Genomic DNA, 25,319 nt, shown 5'->3' with positions numbered 1-25,319 from the left:
GGGGATTTTTCATTTACTTCTTAATCATCTTCTTGGTTTCACCGTTGGTGTACTTCACGATGTAAACCTGACCACTCTGCATGTCTGTAATCTGCTGACCAGCCGTGTTGTAGATAGCCTTCACGCCGTTTGGCAGGGTGAGGGTCTCAACGTTCTTGATGCCAGTAGTGTAATTCTTGAGGGTGATGGTGCGGGTTACGCAATTCTTCAGGTCGTTAGAAGTAACGGTGAAGGTTACGTAGGTATCAAAACCATCGGTTGTAATCTTCTTGGTAACGTAGGCACCAGCACCGATAGCCTCCAACTGGAAGTTGTTGATATCCAATGCCTTATTGTAGCCTTTAATCTCCAACTCACCTGTTTCATTAAACTTGCCAGTGATGTCCTCACCATCCATGGTAACCTTCTTCACGCCAGCATTGTAAACCATCTCTACATCGTCTACATACAAAACGTCTGGATTGGTCTCGCTCTTGCTGCCGCCGCTTGGCACAGCGCAGGTTGACATGGTAACCAGGGCTGCCTTAGGCATCTCATTCTTATTATCGTAGGTGAATGGGATGGTAATCTCCTGCCACTCGTCTTTGCTCTCGATAGAAGAGTTGTTGGCACGACCGATGATGTTGGCTGCATACTTGTCATCCTCTGGGTCCTGAACCATGTTGCCGTTGGTCAAGAGGGCACTGATGGTAGCCTTAGGATTCTTGTTGCCGTCGCCAGCCTTGAACTTCACCCAAACCTTCATGGCATCAGGCTTGTTGTTGAGCACTGCATAGAATGGATCGCCGTTGGCATCCACATCTGTAGAGCTGAAATCCAGGAATGAGCAGTTGTCCTTGCTTGATGGAGACATGTTGCCTGCCTTCAGACGACCGGTGGTGATGGTACCGTTGGCAGAAGCTGCAACAATTGGACCCACCTTCACTGGAGTAGAAACAATCTTTACACACTGCTTGTTGTCTTCTGCTGCGTTCTCGCGCACCTCAGAAGATGCATAGGTATGTACAGCTGCTGAAACCGCGTCTGCCATGCTGCCCGTGGAACTCATGAAAGAGTGCCATCCGTTAGGCTCCTGGCTCTTGGTACTGCTATAGGATGCCTCGTGGAAATTCTCGAAACCGGCGTTTGGTAACTGACCCATTTCGTTGCAATTCTTGCCGAGTTTTACGCTTACAATCATGTTGCCAGCCAATGGAATATTGAGGTAGGCGTTGAAATTGTCGCCCTTCAGTTCACCCTTCAGGAGGATGTTCACGTTGCCGAGACCTGGTCCCATCCATTCTACGTTCTCATCGTCACCCTTGGTAATCTGGATATCCCTTGCTGCATTGAGCATGATGACGTTGCCACACTTGGTAGCCTCTACATCCTTGATAACGATGTTACCAATCTGCATGAAATCGTTCATCTTGAAGTTGAGCAGGCTCATGGTGTATTTGCCGTCTTTCTGCTCATCCACGTTCACCTTGATGTCGCCCACAGGCATGTCCATTCCCGCCATGTTAACCACGAGAGGGCAGGTGTAGTCCTTTGCCATCATCGACATAGAGCAGAGTGCTGCTGCTACTAAAGTAAAAATTTTCTTCATAAGTTTTCCTTTCTTTTATTATGATATAATTGATTTTTCTCTCCTATACATTATTATATATAATTATATATAAGATATTCTGGAGCAGATTTCCTATTTCAGCTGATAGCTCAGTCCGATGGTGCCGTAGATGGGATACATCGACTGCTCTATCACGTGGAAGTCCTTCTTGAATACTTCTGATAAGCCCCAGGTTAAGCCCACGTAGCCGCCCCAGCGCTTCGAGAAATTCCAGTCGGCACCTACGTCGATGCCAAACTGCCAGTTGCGCATATCGTCCGAGAAGTCGTATTCGCCACGCTCTCCGTCCTCATGTCCCAGTTCTACCTTGGGTCCCGTAGGGTCGCCCTGGCGCAGATAACCGTCGTAGGCGCTGCCCTCAAACTTATGCGAGGTGACGTAGGAGAAGTAAGGACCCAGCTTCAGGCGAATCTTCTCTGTAATGTCGTAAGTGGCTTGCACTGGGATAGTTGCGAGGCTCTGGTCAACCTTTGTTATCACGTTGCCCGTGAACACGCCATCCAGCTGCTCACCACCTTTCACCATGGTCATGTGGTAGTTCTTTACGCCCGCATCAATCTTCATGCCCTTGCCTTCGAAGTGCAGGCCGAACATCAGTCCCCACTTGTTGTCCAGGGGATAGTGGGCGTCGATGCCGAGCAGCAGGTTAGGCTGCAGCGTGTAGCTGTGGAGGGTTCGGATGGTGGCAGGCATGCCGATAGGGGCAGTGCCACCCAGGTTGTAGCCGATGCGTGCCTGGTAGGTGAATTTGTGGAGCAGTTCTCCCAGATTCTGTCCCCATGCCTCAGCAGAGCAGAGGCATAGGATTGCGGCTGATATGATGAATGGCTTTTTCATTGTCTTGTCTTCTTTTTTCTAAATCTTCTCAATCTCTTCTTAATGAATCTTCTTTGTAAGAATCTTCTTATTCTTTTTCGCAGGTGATGCGGAACTTGTCCACCCACAGGGTGCTTCCGATGGCTCCCATGAACGAGGCGCCTTCTACGCTCGATGAACTGACGATGGCCATGCTGTAGCCCATGTTCTTCAGCTTCTGCACATCCACCTCCTTCTTGTAGATGAAGTCGATGTCGAAGTGGGTCCACTCTGGCGTGTCGTCGATATCAGGCAAGATGGCGATTGCCACTACCTGTGGACTGGTCTGCACGTTGTCGCCATAGAGCACGACGCTGTTGCCCTCCTCGTCGTGGTTGTCGTAGAACACGGCATAGATGGTACCGTAGTCTTTCTTGCCTTCCACCACCTTCTTCTGGCGGTTGGTGAACACATCGCCACGCTTGTATTTGTAGTAGCCGCTGAATCTGGTAGGCTTGAAACTTACCGGCACGCCAAACTGGGTTGCCTTCATGGCATCCTTCAGTGCCTGTGTGGCATCGAACTTACCGATAAAGAGGTTGCCGGCAGCGATAGGCATCTTTGCCATCGAACCGAAGCTTCCGGTGTCGCAGGTGGTGAGTTTCACGCAGGCGCCGTCGTAGCCTTCTTCCACGGGCACGGTAGGGTATTCATCCGGTTTTGCCGAACCCTTGCTCATGTTGAAGCCCGGGTTTCCGGTGGCCCAGTTGTTGGCCAGCGTACCATCATCGTTCTTGTCGCTCCATACATAATATCTGTGTATAGGCTTGTTTTCGTTGAGGAAGAAGTTTTCGAAGTCGTACTTCATCTCTTCGTAGATGACGGGTGGGAAGGTGAATCCCACTTTATATTGGCGTTTCCAGTTGCCATCTTCCGATGTAACGGTATAGATGACCGGACCGTTGGTGAAATCCTGTTCCGAACCGTTGGCTGGCGATAGGGTAGCGCCAGGGGTAAGGTTGAATTTCGGAGCGAAGTGGCTGAGGTCTGTGCCACGTTTCACGAGGAAGCTGATTTCCTGATCTGTTGACATCACGTTCTTGAGTGTATCTGTGGCATTGAGGAAAAAGTTTTCCCATTCTCCGTTGGTAGCGATATATGCCTGTTCGATGTCGCATTCGGCATTGAGAGGCTCATCCTTGAAGCATGATGTCAGCGAGAGAATGCTGGCAGCCGTAAAAGATGCAATTATAAATTGAGATAAAACCTTTATTTTCATTCTGTAAGAACTTTTATTGTCAATAACTGATATATAAATCCGTTGGCAAAGATACGATGAAAACGTGTAAATGCCAAATATTTTTCGTTTTATTTAACTAGTTAACAGAGAATTTGAATATTTCTGTTCGTTTTTTGGATAAAAGAAGTGCCCTGAAGGCGGGAAAAGCATCTTGTAATCAATGCTTTCCCTCTTCAGGGCTTTAGAATGATTCCCGCTGGAATCCTTCAAGCTTCTCTGGGTGTAGGATTCTTTTTACAATCCTACGTCTCTTGAGTCGGTGTTGCCAGAGTCGGTCTTGCCAGAGTCAGTGTTGCCAGAGTCAGTGCTGCCCGGATCGGTGCTGCCTGGGTCAGTCTTGCCTGGGTCGGTGCCCTTGCTGTTGTCGAGACCCGTGTACTCGGTCATCTCCTCAGCCTTCACGTTGCGGAGCATGTTCTTCACGCGCTTGCCCTGTTCCATCTCGGTGGCAGGCAGGAAGATGACGTGCATGCCCTTGATGTTGGCACTGGTGAACTTCTTGGCGCTGTCGGCTGGGGTAGTGGTGAGTCCTACCTTGAAGGAGCCGAATCCGTCGAGCACTACTCGCTTGCCGTCGGCGAGACCGTAGCCGATCTCGGTTTCCAGGGCATTGATTACAGCGATGATGTCTGGCTCGGTCAGGGTGCATCGCTTGCTGATCTTGCCAGCAATCTCCTTGGTGTCAATAACACCGTCTACTACTGCTCGTCCATAGACCTTACCTTTGGTCTTGGAGTTCTTGCGGTTGTTAACTACTTTTCTGTACTTTACGCTCATAGTATTAAAAATTTAAAAGGTTAAAATAAAAATGTGTTTTTCTTTCTTTTTCAGCCCAGGACTTGTCCTTTTTGGTAGCCCTGGGCTGTTTTACAGTTTTCCATATCAGTCGTCGGCTTAGCTCATGCAGTTGGTCAACCCCAGTGAGGTTGCGATGGCAGTGAGGATAGCTGCGGCGATTTTGATGATGGTCTTGATGGTGTCTTTTTTCATAGTATTAGATGATTTGAAATGTTTGGTTATTTCAGTGTCTGATGCCGGTTGGGCCGTCGCATGGTATAGCTTACGTGCAGCCAGCGTTTCTGTGGTTGTCCGCGCGGTTCGAGAATCATCTGGTCGAAGTCGCAGTTCTTCCGGATGAATTCCATGTACTTGAGCAGCACCTCGCTGTTGGTGACGAAGATGTCTGCAGCCTCTCCCAGTTCGTGCTGACTTCCTATAGCTCCTCCCACCTGCAGATTGAGCAGGTGGCACCTGTAACCGCTGGTGATGCGGATAGCTCCGAACTGTCGGCGAAGAGGTTCCAGAATCTTCTCGCAGAGCGTGGTGAGTCTCACTACCACGATGATGTCGTGTGGTGTGTTATCAACGCCATGTTTGATGGCCGTGCCCGATTTGGTGAATTCCCCGAGGGCGAAGTGGGGTGAGAGTAGCATCTTCTGCATCTTCTCGTTTTCCTGTTCTGTGTATTCCATAACTATGTCAATTAAAATTGTTTATACTTTTGTGTTTTTCTTTCTTTTTATTTCTGATGCAAAGATACAACATTTTTCCAGTTTTTGCAATAGGTAGAGGGTTGCAACAAGGGTTGTCATCGGGGTTGTTTTGAAAAAGAAAACCGCCTGTGGGCAAATCGGATGTCCACAGACGGTTTTTCTTTATGATATACTATACTTTTTTATTTCTCGCTCTTTACTCGCAAGAACTTATCTACCATCATCAGGTTGCTGAACTTGAATGATGGCTTGCATGCCTTCCTGGTCTTCAACTTGATGGTGAAGAGGTCGTGGGTGCCTTCTACCGCAGGCTGTTCACCGATGTTGACGAAGGTAGGGTAGATCAGCTTGCTGCCGTCAGAGTGGAGGCGGTCCTTGGAGATGTTCTCCATCTTGCCCATATCCTTGACGTCGATGCCGATGAACTCGAAGTCGGTGGCATTGTATGGCAAGGCAAAGCTCAGGGCATTGAGCGATACGAGATCCTTGCCCTTCACGGTGAGGGTGATGACGTCGCCTGCCTGGTATGCCTTCTTGTCGGCTACGAGCGAAATGCAGCCTGCAACAGGAGCTACCTGCTTGCTGCTTACACCGCTCTTCAACTGGGTGGCAACCACCGAGATGTCGTAGGCATCAATCAAGCCGTTGCGGTTGATGTCGCCATTGCTTACATAGCCCTCGAAGTCCTTGTCGCCCTTGCGCAGACCGCAATAGTTGAGATAGGAAGTGAAGTCGTTCTCATCGATGCGGTTATCGTTGTTGATGTCGCCCGGCTTCTTCATCTTGCTGCCTGGGGTCTTGAATACATACAACTCAGTACCTGACGCCTGTCCGCCTTTGGTCTCCTCAACGGTCATCTTTACATACTGTGCCTCTGGCTTACCCTTGAACTTGTATTCCTTTACACCCCCATCCTTGCTCCACTCGAAGGTGCCGTTCTCAGTCCAGTTGCTGCCATCGAAACTTGTTGCGATGCGTCCCTTGTAAATCTGTCCGTGACTGTCACGCTCTGAGCTTGGCAGATACTGAATCTTGTCGAGCTTGGCGATGCCATGCAGGTTCATCGTCATGTCGAATGGCAATACGCCTTCCTTCTTGTAGTAGTCGGTGTGCCAGTAGTTCTTCTCGTTGAAGTCGAACATCTTGGCAACCTCCAATCCTTCCCAGTCTGGGGTGGAGTTGGTGGCTGTGATGTCACGGATAGCCTCATCGAGAGGGTCCTTGATGGTGCGTCCCTTCAGGGTGGTCCACTCTGATGCTCCGTCCTTGTTCACCGCTCTCACCTGTATGTCATACTCGGTTTCTGGTTTCAGATTCTCGATGGTGAATTCAGTGCTGCGGATGGTGGAGTGGAGCATACCGTCAATCTTCACTTCATAATAGTCTGCGTTTGCCTGCTTGTCCCATGCTGCAGTGATGGTGAATGCCTTGTTGGCGCCCTCTGCGTCCTTCAGGCTAGCTTGAGGGGCGTTCAGTGCACCGGCTGATTTGAGCAGGGCATCGCTGTTGTCGAACTGGTAGCCGTCCATGCGAAGCTCGATGGCATTGGCAGTCACGTCGGTTTTTGCCAGATGGATGCATACCATCGGGTTCTTTGTGATGTCCACTTTCTCGAAGTCGCTGCCTTTGGTGGCAAAGCGGTTGAACTGTGGAGCCTTGTCGTAGAACCAGGTGTTCTCTGTGGAGCGGAGAGCCTCCATCGTGCTCACCTCTGTCAGTTTCACAGTCTTTCCACCCATCTTGGCAACCAGCTTCTTGGGAGCCTGGCTCACGTTGATGCGAATCTCTGTAGACTGGTTCTTCTCCTGTCCGGCAAAGTTGCCCTCGGTCTTGTCGATATTGACGGTGAGGCGGTCTTTAACCAATGAGGAGTGGATGTGGGTTGTGGCGTGCTCACCGATGCGGTAGAGCTCGGTCTTGCCATCATCATCATAGAGACTGTAGTCAGACTCTCCGTATGGATAAAGCTCGAAGATGCGGTTGGTGTTGTCTATCTGCGAAACGTTGTTGTTAGGGTTCACCATCGGAATGATAGCCCCTCTCTTCACGAACACAGGCATTTTCCAGTAAGGCGCATCAAACTCGTTGATGATTCTCCCGCCCTGGTATACCTTTCCGTTGAAGTAATCCACCCATTCTCCCTCTGGCAGATAGATGCCGTTACGGATGTCGTTGCCCTGCTTGTCCATCCTGGTCTCCTTGTAGATAGGAGCCACGAGGAAGTAAGGACCGCACATAAACTGATATTCCGTAGCCTTGCCCAGGGTGTAAGGGTTCGTGTCGTCGAGGAACATCGCTCTCATCAACGGTTTGCCGGTCACAGCCTCCTGGGCTGCGGTGTAGATGTATGGCATCAGTTCTGACTTCAGCTTGAGGTAAGTTCTGTTGACGGATGCTGATGGTTCGCCGAGGATAAACGGATACTTGGCATTGGAGCCCCAGCCGTCCATGTTGAGTCCCATCGCAGTGAAGGTCTTCCATTCAAACTCACGCATGTTCATGATTGGGTTCTTTCCGCCAAAGATACCGTCCAGGTCGGAGGTGATGTTGGAGAGACCGGAAAGACCTGCGCCGATGAAGGTAGGGATATGGAAACGGATGTATTCCCAGTCGCCACCCGTCTGGTCGCCCGACCAGATGGATGCATATCGCTGTGTGCCTGCCCATCCATCGAGAGAGATGATGAATGGGCGTGCGTTGTTACCATAGTAAGGCAAGATCTGCGCCACGTCGCTCACGCCGTTGAGTCCGAAGGAGTAGCCGTCGCCCACCCATGCCACGTCGGTCTTGAGCACTCTCACTCCTGCGGTGCCCACCTCTTTCACGATGTCGCGCTGCAACAGTGCCTCGATGCTGTCCTTAGGGTGAAGGTCTGACTGGGTCCAGAGACCAATCTCCACGCCGTGCTTGCGGGCATAGTCGCCAAACTGCTTCAGGTTCTCGATGTTGCCGTCGAGGGTTGATTCCTGGCCATAACCGGCTCCGTATCCATCGTTAGGCAGGAACCATCCCAAAGGCATGTCGTGGCTCACGTAGCGGTCGATGGCAGCTCGGGCAGAGAACTGATAGTTGTTCTTCTCGCCATTGAGCGACTCCTTGATGCCCGTCTTGTCGCTGGCACTCTCCTTGTAGCTCTTGCCGTCCTCGAAGGTCATGGTGCGACCCTTGTCTGCCTCTTTCCAGTAGTCACGGTTGTAGGCATTGAGGTGTCCCTCGTAGAAACCGAACTTAGGCAGCAGCACCGGGTTGCCCGTCAGCTGATAGTATTCGCCCAGCAGGTCGGTAGGCTTTTCGCCCACCATGAAGAATACGTCGAGGTTCTTCGATTCGTGGGATAGCTTCACGCTGCCCTTCTGGGTGGAACCGAAGTCGTAGAGTCCCGGCTTGAAGGTGTACCACATGAAGCCATAGCCGGCTGTAGACCAGTAGAATGGGGCAGGTGAAGCCACGCCGCCATCCACCCAGTTGTTGGTGTTCACGATTTCAATCTTTTCTCCCTTGTGAGAGAAGCGTCCGTTCTGCACGCCACCGCCGAAGTAGTATTCGTCTGGCTGTTCCTGGAGGGTGAGCGTCACCTTCTCTGGAGTGAAGGTGGATGGTGCGCTCTGGGTAGCCACGGTCTTGCCGTTCTCGGCGTTTACAATCCTGAACAGTCCGGTGGTCTTGTTGAATATAACCTTTGCCTTGCTGCTGGCGAGGGTGATTTCATCGCCCTGCTCAGTAATCTGCAGGCTGCCCACCTTGGTGCGTGGGTTGTCCACCAGGATGTGAGCCTCAGGCTTTGCCTCCGGGTCTCTCATCACGCCACCGTTGTGGTCTTCAAAGATTCTGAAGATGTTCTCGCCGTAGAAGTCAACTGCCACTCTGCGGTGGTTGGCGAAGCAGAGTTCTACGGTTGTTGGGTTGATTCTTAGAATCTGCACGCCGTCTGCCTGCGCAGCCTGTGCTGTGATGGCTGTCGAAGCAGACGGAGTTTCGTTAGTAGCGTTGGCAACCATAGGCAGGCTTACAGCCACTGCCAATGCATTGCCAACGTACATTTTTCTATAGATGTTATTCATTTCGTTTTATTTGAAACAGATGTTTTCTGTTATCCCTTCAGTGGGTTACTTCAGAATCACACCGCTGTTGTCGGTAGGGTTCTGGGTAAGAGTGCCTGGATATGCGTTGATGGCATTCTGAGGGATATAGTATGTTACGCGATAGTCAGATGCCTTCACCTCCTCGTGCTGGTTGTGAGGACCTGGGTAGTCGCGTGTCAGCGAGTGACCGTTGCGGAACACGTCATAGCTGCGCTCTGCCTGGTAGGCAAGTTCCAGCTGGCGCTCCTTGTCAAAATGCGCTTGAAGCCGAAATCGGTCAGCAAGCTGATGTATCGTTCTTCTACCTGTTTCATACGATATTCAATTTATATTCTATTTCAATTTATCGATTTGTTCCTGGGTTAGACCGGAATACTTCATGATTAGATTGATGTCAACACCATCTGCCAGCATAGTCTTGGCTATTTCCAGGCTTCTTTCATTCTTGCCTTTTTCCATGCCTAATTCCATACCCTCCGCAAGTCCTTCTTGCTTACCTTCTTGCTTCGCCGTATCTATGGAATTCTTGATATCCCTATATGCCTTCTTACTAGCTTCATACTCCCGAATCTCCTGAGGAGTAAACTTGGCAATTTCGGCTTCTAGCAAGCTGATGTATCGTTCTTCTACCTGTTTCATACGATATTCATTTAGTTTCACTGCAAAATTACGCTTTTTTCCTGAAACGACCAAATAAAAAGTGGGAAAACTGCCTGATAGACATTCATAAATCTCTCAATAACATACCTTAGAGGAATTGTTTTAAGAAGCTATTCTGTTGCTAGGCTGGCGAGCGAACTGGAAGGATCTAAAGCTCCAAATACTACGTTGTCGGCGATGCTGATAATGTATTTGTTCCTGGTCAAAGCGCTTTGCTTGGAGTTGCGGGGTAGATGGGAGAGGGAGAGAATGAGGGCTTCATTGCCATCGATAGCAGATAGAATTTCGACAGGCAGTTCTTTATACATTCTTCTAGCCAGCACGATGATGACGGGGATGTGGCGCTTCAGGAGAAGTTGCAGAACATCCTTTTCCAGTTTTGTCTGGAATCCGCTGATGATGCAGGAATCTTTAGGCACACTTGTTGCCCAGTCGAAACTTTTTAGGATGTCTCGGCTTGTAGTCTTGCTGGAACAGAGAAACGCTGTCTTGGGGCGTTCCAGCAAGTCCAGGTTTCCTATATGTGATAGTATCTCTGGCATATAAAGAATTTATATTTATAACGATGCAAAAATACGAATAATCCGCTGAAAATCAAAGGAAACTACATTTTTTTTGTAGATTCTCTATAAAATATTTGTTTTTTTGAAAACTTCTGTGTATTTTTGCACAAAAATAAATATTAAAATAAGATATAAGTAAACAAGAAAGGAGTTAATTATGAAGGAAAAGAAATTAAAAATATTCACTCTTCCTATTGAGGAGTTTGAAAAGAAATATCCTGTTAGCTATTCGATAGTAGTACCGGGAATTCCTGAGGGACATGTAGCAAAGGTAGTTTCTGTACGCCCTTGCTAGACTTTTATAATCTCTGTAGATATGCAAAAGATTAGTAAGAAGCATCCATGTAGAGTAAATGCAATCCAAACAGATTGCGTTATTACTTCATTTTTTGAAAGGAAGAAAGGTGTTATGGTGTCAGGATGTGAGGTAGAAGCTACTGTTTGGGATACTGGAGCTACCAATACGATTATTTCGTCAGCCGTAATTGATGCTTTGGGATTAAAACCTGTTCGACAAACACAAATCGAGGGTGTCGGAGGATGCATGGACTCATCTGTTTACAAAATAAACATTTATGTAGATGGATGTTTGGAATTCACAGGTATTGAAGCATTGTCTGGTGACATCGGGGATTATGATGTTATCATAGGTATGGACATTATAACTTTAGGTGATTTTGTTATTACAAACAAAGATGATCAAACTTGGTTTGCTTTTCGTTATCCTTCTAGTGAGCATATCGAGTTTTAAAATGATACAACGAAGACTCCCTGTTGCAGATACTACTTGACAAGCATCAGCAACAGGGAGTCTTCGTCTTATTCCTCGTCCTTGTTCAGCTCATCGCCCATACGATACTTAATGTCGTAGTTGATGATGAAGTCGAGCTCTTCTTCTGTAAAGCCGTAATGCTTCGCCAGAAGCTTATCAATTTCGTCGATGATTGGCTTGGAAAGCTTCTTTTTGTACGCAAAAGATAGATTGGTACCACCATTGGTCTTATTCGTGACAAGTCTAGATCTTTTATTGTATAAATCTATGTCAAGTTTTTCTGCCAATTCCTCAATTTTATGGTCATTCATATAATTTAATCTAAATTCCGTGATATTGCTTTCTGTTAAATTAAACATATCATAATTCGTTGAATAGTACCACCAAAATAGATTTGAATTTAATCCTGCCATAATAGCTTGACTTACCTCTTTATTTTCGAACTTTATTTTCTTATTGCTGAGAGAATCTGTACCAAATTCACTCAATAAAAAAATAATCCAATATCTAAGCCCTGCAGATCTATAATGAATATAGTTATTCCCCTCATTTGATATTTCTTTTGCAATAGGGTGATGTGTACAGAATTTTTTATAGATAGACAATTCTTTAATATTAGAAAATCTCCATATACGTTCCTCTGTAACTGTCAAACTGTAGTATAATTGTTTGAAAAGTATTTTGCGACATTCTGTGTCCCATCTCATAATTGCAGTAGACAACGTTTGATTGTTGCATAAATTATTTGTTATTAAAATTGAAACCCTTTGGTCTACTCCTTCAAAGAGTTTGGAAGGGCGAATTTCAAAGCTGCTAACCCATGAATCATACTTGCATACAATATTCCTTAACTTATCCATATTCTTAGCACAGATGGAAGATAACGGAATAATCATTCCAACTATAGCAGTCTTACTTAAAGTATAAGAGCGTTCCATGCAGAAAGCGTATAGATTGCCACAAGATTCCGTTATATAGTTTTTAATGCTATATGCACATTTTTCTCTTTTATATTTTACATACGGCGGATTGCCAATGATAACATCAAAGCCACCATTGCTATGCATGATATGATAATATTCCGCCAGCCAATGGAAAGGCTGGTGGCTGGAGAGCCATTCTTCATACGAAATGCTGGCATCTGATACCATTGAAGAAAAAAGCTTATGATTCAGCAAGTCATTAAGTTCTGAAAGCTTTGCCTTGAGCAGCATCTTGGACTCCTTAAACTCGCTTGCCTCCTCCTGCGAAGTAAGCTGAAGGTCCTTGAACTGTTCGTAGGCACGAGCCACAACCTCCATCTCCAATTCTACCTTGTCCTTGAATTCCTGCTTGGCAAATATGTCGCCATAATTCAAGTCATTATCCAATTCTTTTTCCGTAGCATATCCCACCAAAGTGTTGCCGCAACGAATGTTGAAGTCGATATCCGGCAACGGATCCAGACCAAGATTATCGAGTCTTGGATTTACTTCCACTACCGCCACCATTTTCAGGAACAGGCGGAGCTTGGCAATCTCTACAGCCTCTTCCATGATATCTACGCCATAGAGGTTACGGAGAATGATACTCTTATAGATAAAGTACTGAATGTTACTGCGATATTTCTTGCTAATCTCTTCAAGTTCAGCAACGAATAACTTCTCGTTCTTCTGGTGGAACTCCTCCATGCGGGTGATGCAGATCTCATACAACGGTTCCAGGATATTCATAGCTGCAAACAGGAAGGCGCCACTGCCGCAGGTAGGGTCTAGGATAGAGACGTGCTGCATTGCATGATAGAAATGCTCTACCAAGAGATGGTCTTCCGTATGTAACAATAAATCGTATGTAAACTGACGGATATCGAGATTGTAGGTGATGAAATCGTTGATTTCGTGAATCTCGCCAGCAGTAATCTTCTGCAGCAGATCATCGCAGCGCTGGAATCGCTCGATGGTTTCTCGCCATATCTCCGTAGGCAGATTGAATGGCTCCGGAGTGCGCTCGTTCCAATGGCTTCTGCGCTCCAGAAGTTGAGGGCGGGTGGTATCCACACCTTCAGCTATCTCACTCGGGATGAACGAGAGCCAATCTGCTGTATATCCGTGTTTAACGGCATCATAGATGTATTTGTCGCCGCTCTGCTGCAGGGTTTGCCAGATGTATCCCTTTTCCTTGAAATCCTTTTCAGAGCTGGTCTTCTTAACGTTGTCGAAAAGGAAGGGCAGGATGCAGTTCTTGCCTATGTATTCCGTAATGTCTTCCTTGGTGTAGTAGGCTCCCATCTGGGCACGGTCGTTGATGTATTGCTCAAAAATGTAGCCCAGCACGTCGGGGTTGATGTCTTTTCCCGATGCCGTGATGCGGGTATCCAGATGCCAGCGCCATTTATCGAAGAAATCGAAGAGGTGAAGGAACGCCTCATCGTCGATGTCAATATCCTTGAACATCTTTTCGATGTCATGAAAATCAAACATGCCTCCGTTCAAATACGGTATGCGGCCATATTTGCTGAGAAATGCCTCGTTGCGCTGGTGCCCATTCAGTCCTTCATGGAAGAGGTGTATCAGGAAACCCTTGTAGAATGACTGGAAGAATTCGTTCTCGCCACGCTCTCGCTGCACCATGCTGAGCTTGTCGCGCAGATAGTTCTCGTTCATATCCAGGAAACCTTTCTTCTGGATAAAATAACAGAACATAAGGCGGTTGAGCATCACGGATGCATACCATTGCTTCTCCTTGTTCTTCTTGTCGTCGGCTATCTCGTCGTTGATGCCTGTGATATATTTCACAAACTGGGTATGCTCTTTCTTGAATCCTGCGTAGAAATCCTTGGTTATCTTCTCTGAATTCACCATGAAGGCTCCCTGGATGCGCTGCTTCACATCCATGATGGTGGTGTCTTCGTTAAGATCGAAGCTCAGGTCGGGAATCTTGGTGTAGAGAAACTCTGCCTGGGCAACGCTGGCATACTCGATGGTTACGATGTCGCGCTTTTCCACTTTGTTTACCGGGGCAACCCACTGGTGGTGGAAGCCCTGCTGCTCTATGTAGATGCAGATGTAGTCGTGGGCTTGCTGGCGCAGTTTGATGTCTATCTTCTTGCAGGTTGAAGCTGTCGGTATCTTCTCTACCAGGCAGGTAAGTATCTGGAAACCATTGCGCTCGGCAATGGCCTCCATCTCGTAGTCTGTATCGTCTATGTGGGACACTAGGATATCGGTCATGCCCTTGGGGTTGTTCCATCCCATTTCTGTGACGAACAGTTCCTGGAAACTGGCTTCCTGTATATATTGATTGAATTCTTTTCTTGTCATGTCTTGCATTATTATGAATGTGATTCACTCCATCTCAAACCCATCGAACAGATGATTTTCGGCTCTTTGTTGGAGTTGGTATCTTCGTCGATGATGCAGAGTTGGTTATTTTTGCGCATGTCGAGCACATACTCCACCAGGTCGTCGTTGCTCACGTTGTTCTGTCGCATCATTCTTCCCAGATTAAACTTGGCGGTTTCCTGGAGTGGATAGTTGTAGATGTCGTTGATGGCATATTTCAGCTCTTCCTTGTTCTCGTCGGAGAAGAAGAGATCTACAGGCTTTTCGTAATATCGCTCTAGTCGCTGGATGATCTTGTAGCGGGTACTGAATCTGCTGCCCAGAATGCCGCCTACATGCGTGTTCTCGTCGCCGATGTTGTCTATGGCTTTCTTCACCAGGTCGTAATGCTGGTCGGCTGGTTCCACATTAGGCTCGGCGGCATCGCATTCCATGGCCTGGAGAATGCGTTTCTGCGACTGGCTCACGATTTCGCCCTTGCTGTTGTACCAGGAAAGCACATCGAATCCGCTTCGGGTCTGGGCGTAGGTGATAACGCCATCGTTCAGCCTGTCGGTAGTAGCCTTGGTGGCATTGATCATGTTGCTCAGGTGTGGGATGATGCGTTTCAGTTCGGGTTTGGCATCGGTGGCATTCTTCCATATCTGGTATGCCTGTGAAGCCAGGTCCACATCGTTGTCGTCCACATCGTCGAGCGAGCCACTCTTTTCATTATACATATCTCGCAGGTTCTGCTCGTTGCCCTCGAAGAACACCTCGTCGCTTCCCACTACGTTAGCAGCCTCGTTGATGCGGTCGTTCAGGCGCTTACGCAGGTTGATAACCTGTTCCACACCATCGGCAGGGAAGAAGGAATAGCAGTCTATGTGGTCGCTCTGCTGTCCGATACGGTCCACACGTCCAGCTCTCTGAATGAGTCGGATAATCGCCCATGGCAGGTCGTAGTTGATGATGATGTGCGCATCCTGCAGGTTCTGACCTTCGCTCAGTACATCGGTGGCGATGAGGATTCGGCTCTGCTGGTCGGCAGGATAGCTCTTCTCGTTGCTCACTGGTGAGAAATGCTCCACGATGCTGGTGGTGTTCTTGCTGTCGCCCGTAGCGATGTCTATCCGTTCTACATTCTTCTTGCGGAGTTGGTGGCAGAGATACTTCGCGGTGTCGGAGTACTGGGTGAAGATCACTATCTTGTCTTTCGGATAGGTCTCTGTTACGAGCTTGTACAGTTCGTTGAGTTTCTGGTCTTCCTTCGTTTTCCATTGTCCGCAGAGCAGAATCATCTTGATGATGCATTGGCAATCTTTCTTGAGATTCTGCTTGAGTGTTCGCTTGAAGTACTTGCTGTTAAGCCAGTTTACATTATTCTTCTGCATCAGCAGTTCATAGTGCTTTTTGGCTTTCTGCTCGTAGTATTTCATGTCGGTAGGGATGATGAGGTCATCGCTGTCCTGGTTATCATCATCCGTATCAAACATTCCGTTGGCATCTTCATCTTCCACGAAATCATCGGGTAGGGAGTTCTCGTCGCCGATGGGCAGATTGAGTTTGTTGTCGATGGCATAGAGGAAGATGGCGTTGCGCAGGATGTGGCGTTTCAGGGTGAGCAGGAAGGCGAAACCGCTGCTGTCCATTCGCTTGAAGAAGGTGCTCTTGCAAAATCCCATAATGCGCTGACCTGCTTTCGAGAGATTTTCGATGAGTTGTTTCTCGGCTCGGGATGCTTCTTCTGCCTTGGCCTCATTCAGATATTTGGTAAGCCCATAGCGTGGCAGCAGCAGTTCTTCCATCATCGCTACCATTTTTTCTGAATAGAGGCGGCTATACTGGTCGCCCTGTTGTGTCTTGAACTTCAGGGCTTTCGGTATGCGGTCGGGGAAGTACGACTTGCTTCCATCCGGGAACTGCAGGTATTTCCGGCCATTGCTTTCGTCCGTTAAGGCAAAGTTATCCTTAATGAAGGTGCGGGTGCGGCGAACCAGGAAGAGCTTCATCAGTTCGCTCCAGTCATCAGTCTTGTCGCTTTGTTCAAACGATTTGATGCTGCGGATGTGGATGTCGCTATGCTTGCGCTGAAACTCTCGCTCGCCTCCCAGACTTTGGATGTAAGCTTCCGGGCGGATGCCAAGGTCCTGGTCATCGCTCAGGAATAGCTTTAGCTGGTTGGCCAGGTCGGAGAAATCCTTGTTATATGGAGTAGCGGTAAGTAGCAGGGTTTTACAATCCAGTTTATGAATCAATTCCTGGATGTTGTGATATCGCTTTCCGCTGCTGTTGCGCAGGTTGTGGCTTTCATCTACGATAATCAGTCGGTAGTTCCAGGTATTCTCCACATCAATGGGTTTCTGCATCGAGACGATGTCTGCCTTGAGATCGTATTTCTGCTTGTATTTCGCCCACATGTCCTGCAGGTTGGCTGGACAGATGATGAGGGTGCTGCTGGCGTAGGTCATCTCATAGATTTTGGCGATGGCGCAGGCGGTGATGGTCTTTCCCAAACCCACCACATCGCCTATCATGGCTCCGTTTCGCTTGTCGTTGTTAAGATGCTTGGCTGCAATCTTCACCGCATTCTGCTGGAAATCGAAAAGGGTGTTGCGGAATTCGGGAGGAAGCGTAAACTCCTTGATGCCCGAACGTGCCTCCTGACTGAGATGATACACCGTCTTGAGATAAATAAAATAAGGTGGGATATCTTCTTCGCCTGCCCAACTGTTGTCGATGGCATCAATCAGTTCTTTGGTGATGTCGATGCAGAACTTGTCGTTCCATCTTGCATCAAACCATTCTGACAGTTTTTCAGCGCTGTCGCTATCAGCAAATTCTGCATTCAGCTCTCCCTGTCGGGTTAATCCAGAATAAGTGAGGTTGCTGCTTCCCATGATGGCCTGGATGGGGTTGAAGTTATCGTCTGGTCGATGTGCTAGATATAGCTTGGCATGGAGTGGTTCTCGGAGATAGAGTTTGACGCATACTTTCTCTTCTTTCATCTGTGCCGAGAGGCGGCGGAGCGTCCATTCATCGTTTTTCGATGGGAGTCCCAGCAGGAGCTGCTTCTTGAAGTCCCGGGCTATGGCTATTCTGCATTTCTGCACATACTCAGCATCGGGCAGTTGTTTCTTGCCGGAATAGAGACTTCGCACGAGGTCTTCATCTGGTCGGTGCATACCGATGAGGAGTCGGCAGGTGCGGAATATGCGGTCGTTCTGTTCATATACGAAATCACCGGATAGCTGGTCAACTTCATTGACAATAAGGTTCCAGCCACGCAGGTTGAAGTAACCCACGCAGAAATCAACGCGCTTTACACCCACGTTGGAAATAATGCCCTGGAGCCCATCGGTGAACTTGGTTTCCAGGTTGTCATAGATACGAGCCATGTGATTGCTGTTTATAGGGTACAACAATCTCTAGCAGTTTCAATCTTTAGATTTGTTTGCATAATTGGTAGGAGCTTTAAATCTTGTTACTGAAATCTGTAAATTCTCAAAATGTCTTTTTCTAGGGGAAATAAAAAGAGCGTACCCGTCATCTCGTTGTATTCCAATTCAAGGCTGCTCCTACCACAGATGGCCCAACTACGAAATACAAGAGATGAGGGTACGCCATATCATGGCGCACCGTCTCATACTGTACGTTCGTAGTTTGAATTTTGCTTTGGTAGGAGCTATTCTGAATTGAACTTCCAGTCGAATCGATACGAATCTAATCGTTAACCCACGAAAATAGAGCAGGTTTGGCATTCGCCTCACCATACTTGGGCACAAAGGTACAACAAAATCTTGGATTGACAAAAAAATAATCTCATTTTTCTTTGCGATTTCCAAATAAAAGCGTAACTTTGCAAGCGTATATACGTTTTTTAAAGGGAAATATATGGGTGCAGTATATGTAATACAAGGTATATTGATTTATATTTATGCTTTTGACCATTAATAAATTGAAGATTATGATACTAACAGTTAAAGATGTAGATTATTTAGGAGATTATACTCTTCTTTGTACCTTTAATGACGGGGTGACGAAGAAGGTTGATTTGCAGCCTCTTTTGAAATATCCGGCATTTGCTGAATTGAAGGACAAGAAAAAGTTTGTTCAATTTGGACTCGACCAAACTATCTTCTGGTATAATGGAGCTGATATTGCTCCGGAATATCTCTATGATAATGGGGTTATTGCTTAAAGGATTTCTTTCGCAGGTGAGAACTTTTAATATTCAAGAAATTAGCCTGTGTTATCGAATCTGAAACAAGCCTCTTTTGAGGTTGGTTTAAGCCTTACGTAACGTTTATTTCAGGCTTAAACCAACTCCAAAAGAGGCTTGTTTCAATTGGTAGGGAGATGCTTTTGAGGGGCAAAAGAACCCTACTTCCGATGAAGGAGCTTCTCGATGATGTGGCAGTTGAGCTGCTTGCCGATGAACTGCATGTAGTAGTGCGTGATGCAGTCGGGCTGGATGTCGCGGCGGCGCTCCATGTTGCGAAGCTTGCTCAGCTGAGTGGAGGGATGGTTCGGGGGCTTCGTGCCGATATGGGTGAAGAAGTCACGGTACAGGCGGGTGAGCGGGATGTCTCGCTGCCATTCATCCACCGGACGGTCCTGATTGGCATTATACACCAGTTCTATCAGCCAGCGCTGAGGACAGCGCCAGGTATATTGAGCAGGACTCTGACTCATCAGCCAGTGATAATCTTCCACCAGCTGCTGGTGGGCCTGCAGTTTCAGATTGCGATATTCTTCGTTCGTCATAATTCCAAGAAATTTGATGATATTCCTATACCGCCCACGGCTCCACATCCTTCGGCAGTATCTTGCGCTGAAGGCGCTCGGCGATGCAGTCTTCCTCCGAATCGCGCTCGTCATACCTGCCGCACGGCTGGCGAACATACAATACCTTGCCCGGCTGGCAGAACTCCTGATCTCTCACCTTCAGCATTTCTACGATGGTATACGACTTGCCCTCTTCCGGCTTGTTCATGCGCCTTACCGTGAACAGGAAATCGGCGAGGTTAGCCCACTGGGCACTGCCCGCAATGGAATAGATGTCGAGCGGAGGAAACGACTCATGACCGTCCTTGTACTGGATTCTCGGGTGAGCCACCACTATCGTCCATACCCGTCGGGCACGGCTCCATGCCTGCAGCTTCGTCAGCATCAGCCTCACCTTCTCCGTCTCCGTGGCTCGGCTGCCGCCCTCCGTCATGTCGATGAATACGTAGGGGTCTATCACCAGGAAGTCGAGGCCGTGCTTGCGCATGTCGCGCTCAGCCATCGCTATGATGTAGTCGCTGTCGGGCAGGCGCGTCTTCGTGTCGAAATCCACCATGTGCTGCGTCAGGTAGCTGATAACCTTGCTGTTCACCTCCCTGGCATCTCTCTCCTCCATAGTCTGGTCCATGCTGGCGGTGTCTTCCACTCCCAGTGCCACCCTCGCTATCTCCCTGACGTGCTTCGCCTTGACAGGTTTTTCGAAGGAGAAGAACGCCACGCGCTTCTGGCGCTGGAACATCAGATGTGCCATCATGCAGTTCAGAAAATCAGTCTTTCCGGAGTTCGGGATGCCCGTCAGGATGATGAGTCCGCCGTCGGAGGTAGGGTGGAAGATGCGGTCGGTGAGCATGCCCATGCCCACGTCATATCCCTTGTCGTAGTTGCCCATCATCACCTCCAGGATATCGGGTTCGTGCTGGTGCAGGTCGTAGATGTCCTGTGCCGCCACGTCTTCCGCCTCCTGTATGATTCGCCTCACCTCGTTGGCTCCGAAGGCGGCATAAACGTCGCTGATGTCCTTGCGGTTGCCGGAGAGATGCACCACCTTGGCGCGTGCGGTATAGGCGTTGAGCAGCGCCTTCACCATGCCTCTGCCGGGTCGGTCGGTATCTCCGCAGATGATGATTTCCTCCACCTGGGCTATCCATTCCTCGAAGGCCTCGTGGCTCTCGTCGATGTTGGTCTGGGCGCCGTTGGCGATGCTCAGCACGTAGGGGAATCCGCAGCTCATCAGCGTTAGTCGGTCCTTCTCGCCCTCGGTGATGATGAGCTGGCTGACGGGTTCGGCATCGGGACGGATGGGGTTGATGCTGTCGATGCCGTAGGGGGCGCAGGGCTTGGTGGGCGACTCCTGTGCGAAGTCCTTGGACCATTCTCCGGTGATGGGGTTGAGGACGACGGAGCGAAATTTCACGTTGATGATCTTGCCGTCCAGATAGTTGCAGTAGGCGATGGCGGGGACGAGGGTGATGCCGTGAGGGTCTTCGCTCTTCTCGTCGTCGGCTTTCTTGTGCATGTAGGCGCACATCACTCCCGCTTTCTTCACCGTTTCGGGGTCCAGTTTCATCGCCAGGATGTAGCTCTTCACCTGGTTCTGCAGGACTTCAATTTCCTTGGGCTGGAGCAGTGGGCGTGCCTTGGGACAGGTGATGGCGAGCTGGGGCGAGTGGAAATGCTCCAGGAACTGCTGGCGTTCCTCGTCGCTTTCCAGGGGGTAGATGGGGTAGAGCCAGGAGCGCACCTCCTCGTTGATTTCCTTGTAGTCGCTGGATACCATGGGCACGTAGTTCTTGTCCTTCTGCTGGTTGGCTTTCTGCTTGATGGCTCTGGCGTAGTAGGCTCCGTCGATGCGTGAGGATTCCTGGTGGTTGAGGGCTTTCATCTCCTCGAGCATGCCGCTGCAGTTGCATCTCCAGCAGTGGAAGTATCCGTTGCTTCTCTTCACGAAGCATCTGCGGCTGCTGCATTTGGGGCAGGTAACCTGGACGTCGAGTCCGCCCTTGGTGATTTCTTTGATGGCGTCGGTGGTGATGGCCTGCAGGTTTTTCAGGGTTACGGGTTGCTCTTCGGGATAGCCGGAGTTCTCGTTTGTGGCGTCGATGTCATCGGAAGCATTTTGGGCGATTCCGTTGTGCTGCTGTTCGTACTCGAGATAGAGCTTTCTTTTTTCATCAGGAATCTTTTCCTTGATTTCGGGGAAGTCGGTAGCGTAATATCGTGGCTTCTCATTGTGAAAATCTTCTTGTTTCATAGGTTGATATTGAATTTGCGTTTAATGATTGTTGTTTTTAGGCACGGATTATACGGATTTTTTTGCTGTGATTATGGTCGCTTTACTTACATTAGCGTCATAAATCCGTGCAATCCGTGCCTTATCTATGTCCTAGGCTACTGGTTCCACTTCTTGGCAAACTTGTTCCATGCTGCGGAATCCGAAGGTCTTGGCGGTGCCTCATTCGGTATTCGGATCTGCTTGATGGTTCCGTCTTTGTTCCTGACGTCGTAGAATCTCTGTTCCGTAGCCTTGTCCTGGTATTCGTAGGCGGAGATAGGTCGGTTCTGTCGAATCATCTCGGCAGCGTGCTGCATCAGGTAGAGCCGGATGTCGCTGACGGCAGCAGAAATCTTCTTCTGCATGAAATCTTTTTGGATGAGATTCTTGATCCAGCAGCTCTGTCCCAGCAGCGTAGGAATCTTCATCATTCTTTCGCTGTGCTCCAGGAGGTAAGGGTAGAGGTAGGCGTTGAAGAACTGACGGGTAGCCATGGTTGCGGGGCATGCCGCCTTCTTGTCGATGTATAGCTCCGGCATCAGCTTCAACGTAGTTTCGTTGATGGTTTCCACGATGTTGGTGTAGGCATCCTGGTCGGTAGCGATGTATTTGATGAGCGACTTGGCTGCGGCTTCGATGCGGGCCTTCTGTTCGGGTGAAAATTGATTACCCGGATTTCCATTTTGTGCAAAACGGCTTCGGCTAACATTATTGCTATTATTCTTTTTAATATTTTTCTTAATATATATATTATTATAATTATAATAGCCGACGCCGTTTTGCATGTTTTCGTTCGAATTTTCGTCCGAAATCTGCTCGTTTTCCACCTCATTTTCCTTCGCCACATGCCAGATAGGAGAGTAGAAAGCCATAAGATTCTGCTCGGTATGATAGCACCTTTTGTTCTTCCAGATGAAGCCGAATCCCGTACTTTTCAGTATAGCCTCGATAAAGCTGTGACGGCTATGGAAGTTCATTCCCTTAGCTATCTGACCGAACATGTTTCGGTCGTATACTTTGTCGAGATTCATCCACGCCGGTTCCCCGAAGTAGAGCAGCAGGATCTTGCGGATATTGGAATCCGTAAGTCCATTCGTATGCCATGTTGCCATCAATCTGCGAACTAGTTTGATGTCAACTGTAGTAGTGAGCGGCTTGATGGTGAAGTCGTTCCCGGCACTGTATCCCGTGCCTCCGGAATTGTCATTTGTTTCTGTTGTCATCATAATTCAATTTGTTTATAAATTTGTATAAGATTGATAAAAATCATTACAGACTTTCGTCGCTTCGTCTATATCCTTCAGTTCTTCCACCAGATACAGTCCGAAGCTCCCGAATGCTGCGATAAACTCCGCTCTCAGCTGTTCCTGCTGGTCGGTATCATCTATTCTGCATACTGCATAAGGACAGGTTTTCTTCTTGGTCATATGCAGTAATGCTTCATGCTTGTTCAAGTCTGGTATGAGAGTGATAATGGTGATAGCCAAACGTTTAGCCATGTTCTGATGAAGCACTTTATCAGTATTGCATTTCAGGATTCTTCCTATCTGCCCATTTCCCATTCCTGCCCTCTTTGTGATAGCCCCTTTACAGATATTGTTCAGTTTCAGAATCCTCAGTAGAAACTGTATGATTCTATCCGTCTGAGCTCTTTCAGCCTTCCAGTCTATCATATAAGCTGGTGATTTTTCTGCTTTTTGAGCATCAAAATTATAGAATATCTTTTTAGTCATATTCTGTTGTCAGTTGTTCTTTTTTTTATTCTTTTAATCTACTGCAAAGTAACAAAAAATAGCTGAACCGGCAATGATTCTTTCCACTTCCTCCCCTAGGGCCGTAAGTGGAAAAAATAATTTTGAAGGATGGCTGGTTATCCCGAAAAGGGGATATTTGGTTGGAATTTCTAGAAAATTTTTCACCCATTTTCTTTGCACTTTCAAAATAAAAGCCTATCTTTGCTGGCGAGATAGGTTAAAATAAGGAGGTTGCTATGCCAAAGATATTTGAATACTTCGGATTTATCTTCCTGTTCTATTCGAATGAGCATGAACCTATACACGTTCATGTGATGAAGGACGGACATGAAGCTATATTCGAAATCATATTAGAAAATGGTGAACTTGTTGAAATACATAGAAGAAATTCTAATAAAATACCACCATTGATTGAAGAGGATGCTGCTACCGCAGAGGCCTTTGTGAAGAAGTATTATAAGAATATTGTGGACAAATGGGTCAACTTCTTTATTTAAAAAGAATACGTTCAACAAAAATAACAAAGAAAATATGAACTTAAGTATTGTTTCTGCAAAATATGTGGCGCCATTAAAGGTTGAATTGCACTTTAGTGATGGTACCGTTAAGACAATAGATGTGGGTGCTTTTATCCGGAAGCATCCTCATCCGCAGTATAACTCATACTTGAATGAAAATAAATTCAAGAAGTTCAAGATAGAGTTCGGCAATATCGTTTGGGGAAAGAATTGGGATTTGATATTCCCGATAGATAAGCTGTATGCTGGCGTTTGCTGCTAAAACAGCTTGTTGGAGGTAAGGGGTATTCAGTGAAAGTTCACTGCGTTGTCCCCATACGCCATGTAAGGGCAAAAGCTCCTAGCCAGAAGCGCAAGTAGCAGATTTTGGAATGCCTTCATAAAATAGCTAAAGAATTACAGACTGCCGTAATTTGAAATACGACAGTTTTCATATAATGATAGGAAACATAATTAAAAGATTTCTGAGCCCCTGGTGCGTGACGCATCGGGGGCTTTTTCGTAGCCAAATGTTAAAGTTTAGTTAATATAGCGAAAAAGCTACCTAAACATTTCGTGGTTTGTAGCTTTTTTGCTACCTTTGCAGTGTCGAAATGACAAAGAGTTCTTTCACTTAATTAAATACAATGAAGTATAATCAATTGTACAATGAGTTGACTAAGGCGGGATGCTTTATCACTCTACATGGTGCCGAGCATGACGAATGGTTTAGTCCCAAGACTGGGGCGAAAATCAGAGTGCCGAGACACGGTAGCCATGAGGTTAGACCAGGGTTGCTAAGACGCATTAAAAAGGCTTTGCTCGGACGATAAGTCCGGGCACCTGCCCTTAACCTTACAATTGTATTGTCTCATGTTTTTTTAATGTGTGAGGAACTCTTTTATTATTAATTATATTATGACATAAAAATATGACTAAGAAAGTTGTACTAATTTTGGAATATGGCAATGGCGGTTACTCTTGCTACAATGACGATCCGATAGGCAAGTATGCAGTGATAGACGGAGATGGGGCAACTGCAGAGGAGGCAAAGGCAGACTTCATGCGAGCCTTGGAGGAATGCCGACAGGCTTCTCCCGAAGACAAGGATATTAACCAGGATATGGAGTTTACCTACAAGTATGATATACAAGCCTTCTTCAAGGAGTTCTCCTTCCTCAATGCTACTGACGTAGCTCGCCGTGCAGGTATCAACCCATCGCTTATGCGGCAATACACCAGTGGAGTTAAAAAAGCAGGAGAGAAAACTTACAATAAGCTCAATGCTTGTTTGAGCAATATCAAGAATGATTTACAAGCAGCCGTGTTCTAACACCGGTTGTACTTCATAGATTAAAAATTTAAAGTGAAAGAACTATGAGCCCTCCGTGCGTGACGCATCGGGGGCTTTTTCCCGTTAGGCGTTTCGACGGAT

The 25,319-nt window shown here is 47.6% G+C and carries 22 protein-coding genes and 1 pseudogene; 7 read left to right on the top strand and 16 right to left on the bottom strand.

The annotated features are described in order from the left end of the window. Positions 1–13 precede the first annotated feature (13 nt). The 10 genes and pseudogenes from ACTQ53_RS05910 to ACTQ53_RS05865 all read right to left on the bottom strand — a co-directional run bounded on the left by ACTQ53_RS05910 (position 14) and on the right by ACTQ53_RS05865 (position 10,481). Positions 14–1,588 carry a calycin-like domain-containing protein gene (locus tag ACTQ53_RS05910; RefSeq protein WP_441932414.1) on the bottom strand — a complete coding sequence of 525 codons (1,575 nt, stop codon included), beginning with the start codon at positions 1,586–1,588 and terminating at the stop codon, positions 14–16. 93 nt (positions 1,589–1,681) lie between these two features. After that, on the bottom strand, positions 1,682–2,446 hold the full coding sequence (locus ACTQ53_RS05905; protein WP_441932413.1) for a porin family protein: 765 nt from the start codon (positions 2,444–2,446) through the stop codon (positions 1,682–1,684). Positions 2,447–2,513: 67 nt separating this feature from the next. Further along, on the bottom strand, positions 2,514–3,272 hold the full coding sequence (locus tag ACTQ53_RS05900; protein ID WP_441932412.1) for a PCMD domain-containing protein: 759 nt from the start codon (positions 3,270–3,272) through the stop codon (positions 2,514–2,516). A 666-nt stretch (positions 3,273–3,938) separates the two neighbouring features. Further along, positions 3,939–4,481 (bottom strand): HU family DNA-binding protein, encoded by a 543-nt coding sequence (locus ACTQ53_RS05895; RefSeq protein WP_441932411.1) that lies wholly within the window; start codon positions 4,479–4,481, stop codon positions 3,939–3,941. A 117-nt stretch (positions 4,482–4,598) separates the two neighbouring features. Next, positions 4,599–4,694 carry a smalltalk protein gene (locus tag ACTQ53_RS05890; protein ID WP_153123456.1) on the bottom strand — a complete coding sequence of 32 codons (96 nt, stop codon included), beginning with the start codon at positions 4,692–4,694 and terminating at the stop codon, positions 4,599–4,601. A gap of 26 nt (positions 4,695–4,720) precedes the next feature. Further along, positions 4,721–5,176, bottom strand: coding sequence for a D-Ala-D-Ala carboxypeptidase family metallohydrolase (locus ACTQ53_RS05885; protein WP_293631171.1), 456 nt, complete (start codon positions 5,174–5,176; stop codon positions 4,721–4,723). Between the two features lie 203 nt (positions 5,177–5,379). After that, positions 5,380–9,258: a TIM-barrel domain-containing protein gene (locus ACTQ53_RS05880; protein ID WP_441932410.1), complete on the bottom strand. Its 3,879-nt coding sequence runs from the start codon at positions 9,256–9,258 to the stop codon at positions 5,380–5,382. A gap of 45 nt (positions 9,259–9,303) precedes the next feature. Continuing rightward, positions 9,304–9,531 (bottom strand): annotated as a pseudogene (locus tag ACTQ53_RS05875) (RagB/SusD family nutrient uptake outer membrane protein); the annotation flags it as partial. Positions 9,532–9,612: 81 nt separating this feature from the next. Further along, positions 9,613–9,918 (bottom strand): hypothetical protein, encoded by a 306-nt coding sequence (locus ACTQ53_RS05870; protein WP_295348502.1) that lies wholly within the window; start codon positions 9,916–9,918, stop codon positions 9,613–9,615. Positions 9,919–10,049: 131 nt separating this feature from the next. After that, positions 10,050–10,481 carry a hypothetical protein gene (locus ACTQ53_RS05865; protein WP_441932409.1) on the bottom strand — a complete coding sequence of 144 codons (432 nt, stop codon included), beginning with the start codon at positions 10,479–10,481 and terminating at the stop codon, positions 10,050–10,052. Positions 10,482–10,659: 178 nt separating this feature from the next. Here ACTQ53_RS05865 and ACTQ53_RS05860 point away from each other — a divergent pair, with 178 nt between their 5' ends. Then, positions 10,660–10,797: a hypothetical protein gene (locus ACTQ53_RS05860; protein WP_006846789.1), complete on the top strand. Its 138-nt coding sequence runs from the start codon at positions 10,660–10,662 to the stop codon at positions 10,795–10,797. Positions 10,798–10,818: 21 nt separating this feature from the next. Next, positions 10,819–11,253: a retroviral-like aspartic protease family protein gene (locus tag ACTQ53_RS05855; protein WP_441932408.1), complete on the top strand. Its 435-nt coding sequence runs from the start codon at positions 10,819–10,821 to the stop codon at positions 11,251–11,253. Between the two features lie 68 nt (positions 11,254–11,321). Here ACTQ53_RS05855 and ACTQ53_RS05850 read toward each other — a convergent pair whose 3' ends face one another. Next, a complete protein-coding gene (locus tag ACTQ53_RS05850; RefSeq protein WP_441932407.1) occupies positions 11,322–14,573 on the bottom strand; it encodes an Eco57I restriction-modification methylase domain-containing protein in 3,252 nt (1,083 codons plus the stop codon). Positions 14,574–14,584: 11 nt separating this feature from the next. Then, a complete protein-coding gene (locus ACTQ53_RS05845; protein WP_441932406.1) occupies positions 14,585–17,998 on the bottom strand; it encodes a helicase-related protein in 3,414 nt (1,137 codons plus the stop codon). Positions 17,999–18,540: 542 nt separating this feature from the next. Here ACTQ53_RS05845 and ACTQ53_RS05840 point away from each other — a divergent pair. After that, positions 18,541–18,774 (top strand): DUF2442 domain-containing protein, encoded by a 234-nt coding sequence (locus ACTQ53_RS05840; RefSeq protein WP_293631943.1) that lies wholly within the window; start codon positions 18,541–18,543, stop codon positions 18,772–18,774. A 182-nt stretch (positions 18,775–18,956) separates the two neighbouring features. Here the strand turns inward: ACTQ53_RS05840 and ACTQ53_RS05835 are convergent, their stop codons facing one another. The 4 genes from ACTQ53_RS05835 to ACTQ53_RS05820 form a co-directional block, all read right to left on the bottom strand. Next, the gene (locus ACTQ53_RS05835; RefSeq protein ID WP_441932405.1) at positions 18,957–19,388 is read right to left on the bottom strand and encodes a hypothetical protein; all 432 of its coding nucleotides are present in this window, start codon (positions 19,386–19,388) and stop codon (positions 18,957–18,959) included. Beyond that, positions 19,366–21,612: a bifunctional DNA primase/helicase gene (locus tag ACTQ53_RS05830; protein ID WP_441932404.1), complete on the bottom strand. Its 2,247-nt coding sequence runs from the start codon at positions 21,610–21,612 to the stop codon at positions 19,366–19,368. The genes ACTQ53_RS05835 and ACTQ53_RS05830 overlap by 23 nt, the downstream gene beginning before the upstream one ends. Positions 21,613–21,749: 137 nt before the next feature. After that, a complete protein-coding gene (locus ACTQ53_RS05825) occupies positions 21,750–22,859 on the bottom strand; it encodes a hypothetical protein (protein ID WP_295348524.1) in 1,110 nt (369 codons plus the stop codon). Between the two features lie 12 nt (positions 22,860–22,871). Next, positions 22,872–23,366 (bottom strand): hypothetical protein, encoded by a 495-nt coding sequence (locus ACTQ53_RS05820; RefSeq protein WP_295348526.1) that lies wholly within the window; start codon positions 23,364–23,366, stop codon positions 22,872–22,874. Positions 23,367–23,623: 257 nt separating this feature from the next. On the opposite strand from ACTQ53_RS05820, the gene ACTQ53_RS05815 reads away from it, so the two are divergent. The 4 genes from ACTQ53_RS05815 to ACTQ53_RS05800 all read left to right on the top strand — a co-directional run bounded on the left by ACTQ53_RS05815 (position 23,624) and on the right by ACTQ53_RS05800 (position 25,217). Continuing rightward, entirely contained in the window at positions 23,624–23,884 is a 261-nt protein-coding gene (locus ACTQ53_RS05815; protein ID WP_441932403.1) for a DUF4160 domain-containing protein, read from the top strand. Between the two features lie 34 nt (positions 23,885–23,918). Further along, positions 23,919–24,167, top strand: coding sequence for a DUF2442 domain-containing protein (locus tag ACTQ53_RS05810; RefSeq protein WP_217760964.1), 249 nt, complete (start codon positions 23,919–23,921; stop codon positions 24,165–24,167). Positions 24,168–24,531: 364 nt separating this feature from the next. After that, on the top strand, positions 24,532–24,717 hold the full coding sequence (locus ACTQ53_RS05805) for a type II toxin-antitoxin system HicA family toxin (RefSeq protein ID WP_295287901.1): 186 nt from the start codon (positions 24,532–24,534) through the stop codon (positions 24,715–24,717). Between the two features lie 98 nt (positions 24,718–24,815). Further along, on the top strand, positions 24,816–25,217 hold the full coding sequence (locus tag ACTQ53_RS05800) for a pilus assembly protein HicB (RefSeq protein WP_295348531.1): 402 nt from the start codon (positions 24,816–24,818) through the stop codon (positions 25,215–25,217). Positions 25,218–25,319 lie beyond the last annotated feature (102 nt).

Source organism: Prevotella sp. Sow4_E9_plate (assembly GCF_052116205.1).
Classification (GTDB): Bacteria; Bacteroidota; Bacteroidia; order Bacteroidales; family Bacteroidaceae; genus Prevotella.
Note: the sequence above shows the minus strand (reverse complement) of the source record. Positions and strands in the feature narration are given on the sequence as shown.

Coding starts and splice junctions, on each gene's coding strand:
- ACTQ53_RS05855 (WP_441932408.1), top strand. CDS start 10,819: ATGCAAAAGATTAGTAAGAAGCATCCATGTAGAGTAAATGCAATCCAA.
- ACTQ53_RS05805 (WP_295287901.1), top strand. CDS start 24,532: ATGAAGTATAATCAATTGTACAATGAGTTGACTAAGGCGGGATGCTTT.
- ACTQ53_RS05830 (WP_441932404.1), bottom strand. CDS start 21,612: ATGAAACAAGAAGATTTTCACAATGAGAAGCCACGATATTACGCTACC.
- ACTQ53_RS05810 (WP_217760964.1), top strand. CDS start 23,919: ATGAACTTAAGTATTGTTTCTGCAAAATATGTGGCGCCATTAAAGGTT.
- ACTQ53_RS05910 (WP_441932414.1), bottom strand. CDS start 1,588: ATGAAGAAAATTTTTACTTTAGTAGCAGCAGCACTCTGCTCTATGTCG.
- ACTQ53_RS05820 (WP_295348526.1), bottom strand. CDS start 23,366: ATGACTAAAAAGATATTCTATAATTTTGATGCTCAAAAAGCAGAAAAA.
- ACTQ53_RS05870 (WP_295348502.1), bottom strand. CDS start 9,918: ATGAAACAGGTAGAAGAACGATACATCAGCTTGCTAGAAGCCGAAATT.
- ACTQ53_RS05840 (WP_293631943.1), top strand. CDS start 18,541: ATGATACTAACAGTTAAAGATGTAGATTATTTAGGAGATTATACTCTT.
- ACTQ53_RS05905 (WP_441932413.1), bottom strand. CDS start 2,446: ATGAAAAAGCCATTCATCATATCAGCCGCAATCCTATGCCTCTGCTCT.
- ACTQ53_RS05900 (WP_441932412.1), bottom strand. CDS start 3,272: ATGAAGTACGACTTCGAAAACTTCTTCCTCAACGAAAACAAGCCTATA.
- ACTQ53_RS05850 (WP_441932407.1), bottom strand. CDS start 14,573: ATGACAAGAAAAGAATTCAATCAATATATACAGGAAGCCAGTTTCCAG.
- ACTQ53_RS05885 (WP_293631171.1), bottom strand. CDS start 5,176: ATGGAATACACAGAACAGGAAAACGAGAAGATGCAGAAGATGCTACTC.
- ACTQ53_RS05865 (WP_441932409.1), bottom strand. CDS start 10,481: ATGCCAGAGATACTATCACATATAGGAAACCTGGACTTGCTGGAACGC.
- ACTQ53_RS05815 (WP_441932403.1), top strand. CDS start 23,624: ATGCCAAAGATATTTGAATACTTCGGATTTATCTTCCTGTTCTATTCG.
- ACTQ53_RS05860 (WP_006846789.1), top strand. CDS start 10,660: ATGAAGGAAAAGAAATTAAAAATATTCACTCTTCCTATTGAGGAGTTT.
- ACTQ53_RS05835 (WP_441932405.1), bottom strand. CDS start 19,388: ATGTGGAGCCGTGGGCGGTATAGGAATATCATCAAATTTCTTGGAATT.
- ACTQ53_RS05895 (WP_441932411.1), bottom strand. CDS start 4,481: ATGAGCGTAAAGTACAGAAAAGTAGTTAACAACCGCAAGAACTCCAAG.
- ACTQ53_RS05800 (WP_295348531.1), top strand. CDS start 24,816: ATGACTAAGAAAGTTGTACTAATTTTGGAATATGGCAATGGCGGTTAC.
- ACTQ53_RS05880 (WP_441932410.1), bottom strand. CDS start 9,258: ATGAATAACATCTATAGAAAAATGTACGTTGGCAATGCATTGGCAGTG.
- ACTQ53_RS05890 (WP_153123456.1), bottom strand. CDS start 4,694: ATGAAAAAAGACACCATCAAGACCATCATCAAAATCGCCGCAGCTATC.
- ACTQ53_RS05825 (WP_295348524.1), bottom strand. CDS start 22,859: ATGATGACAACAGAAACAAATGACAATTCCGGAGGCACGGGATACAGT.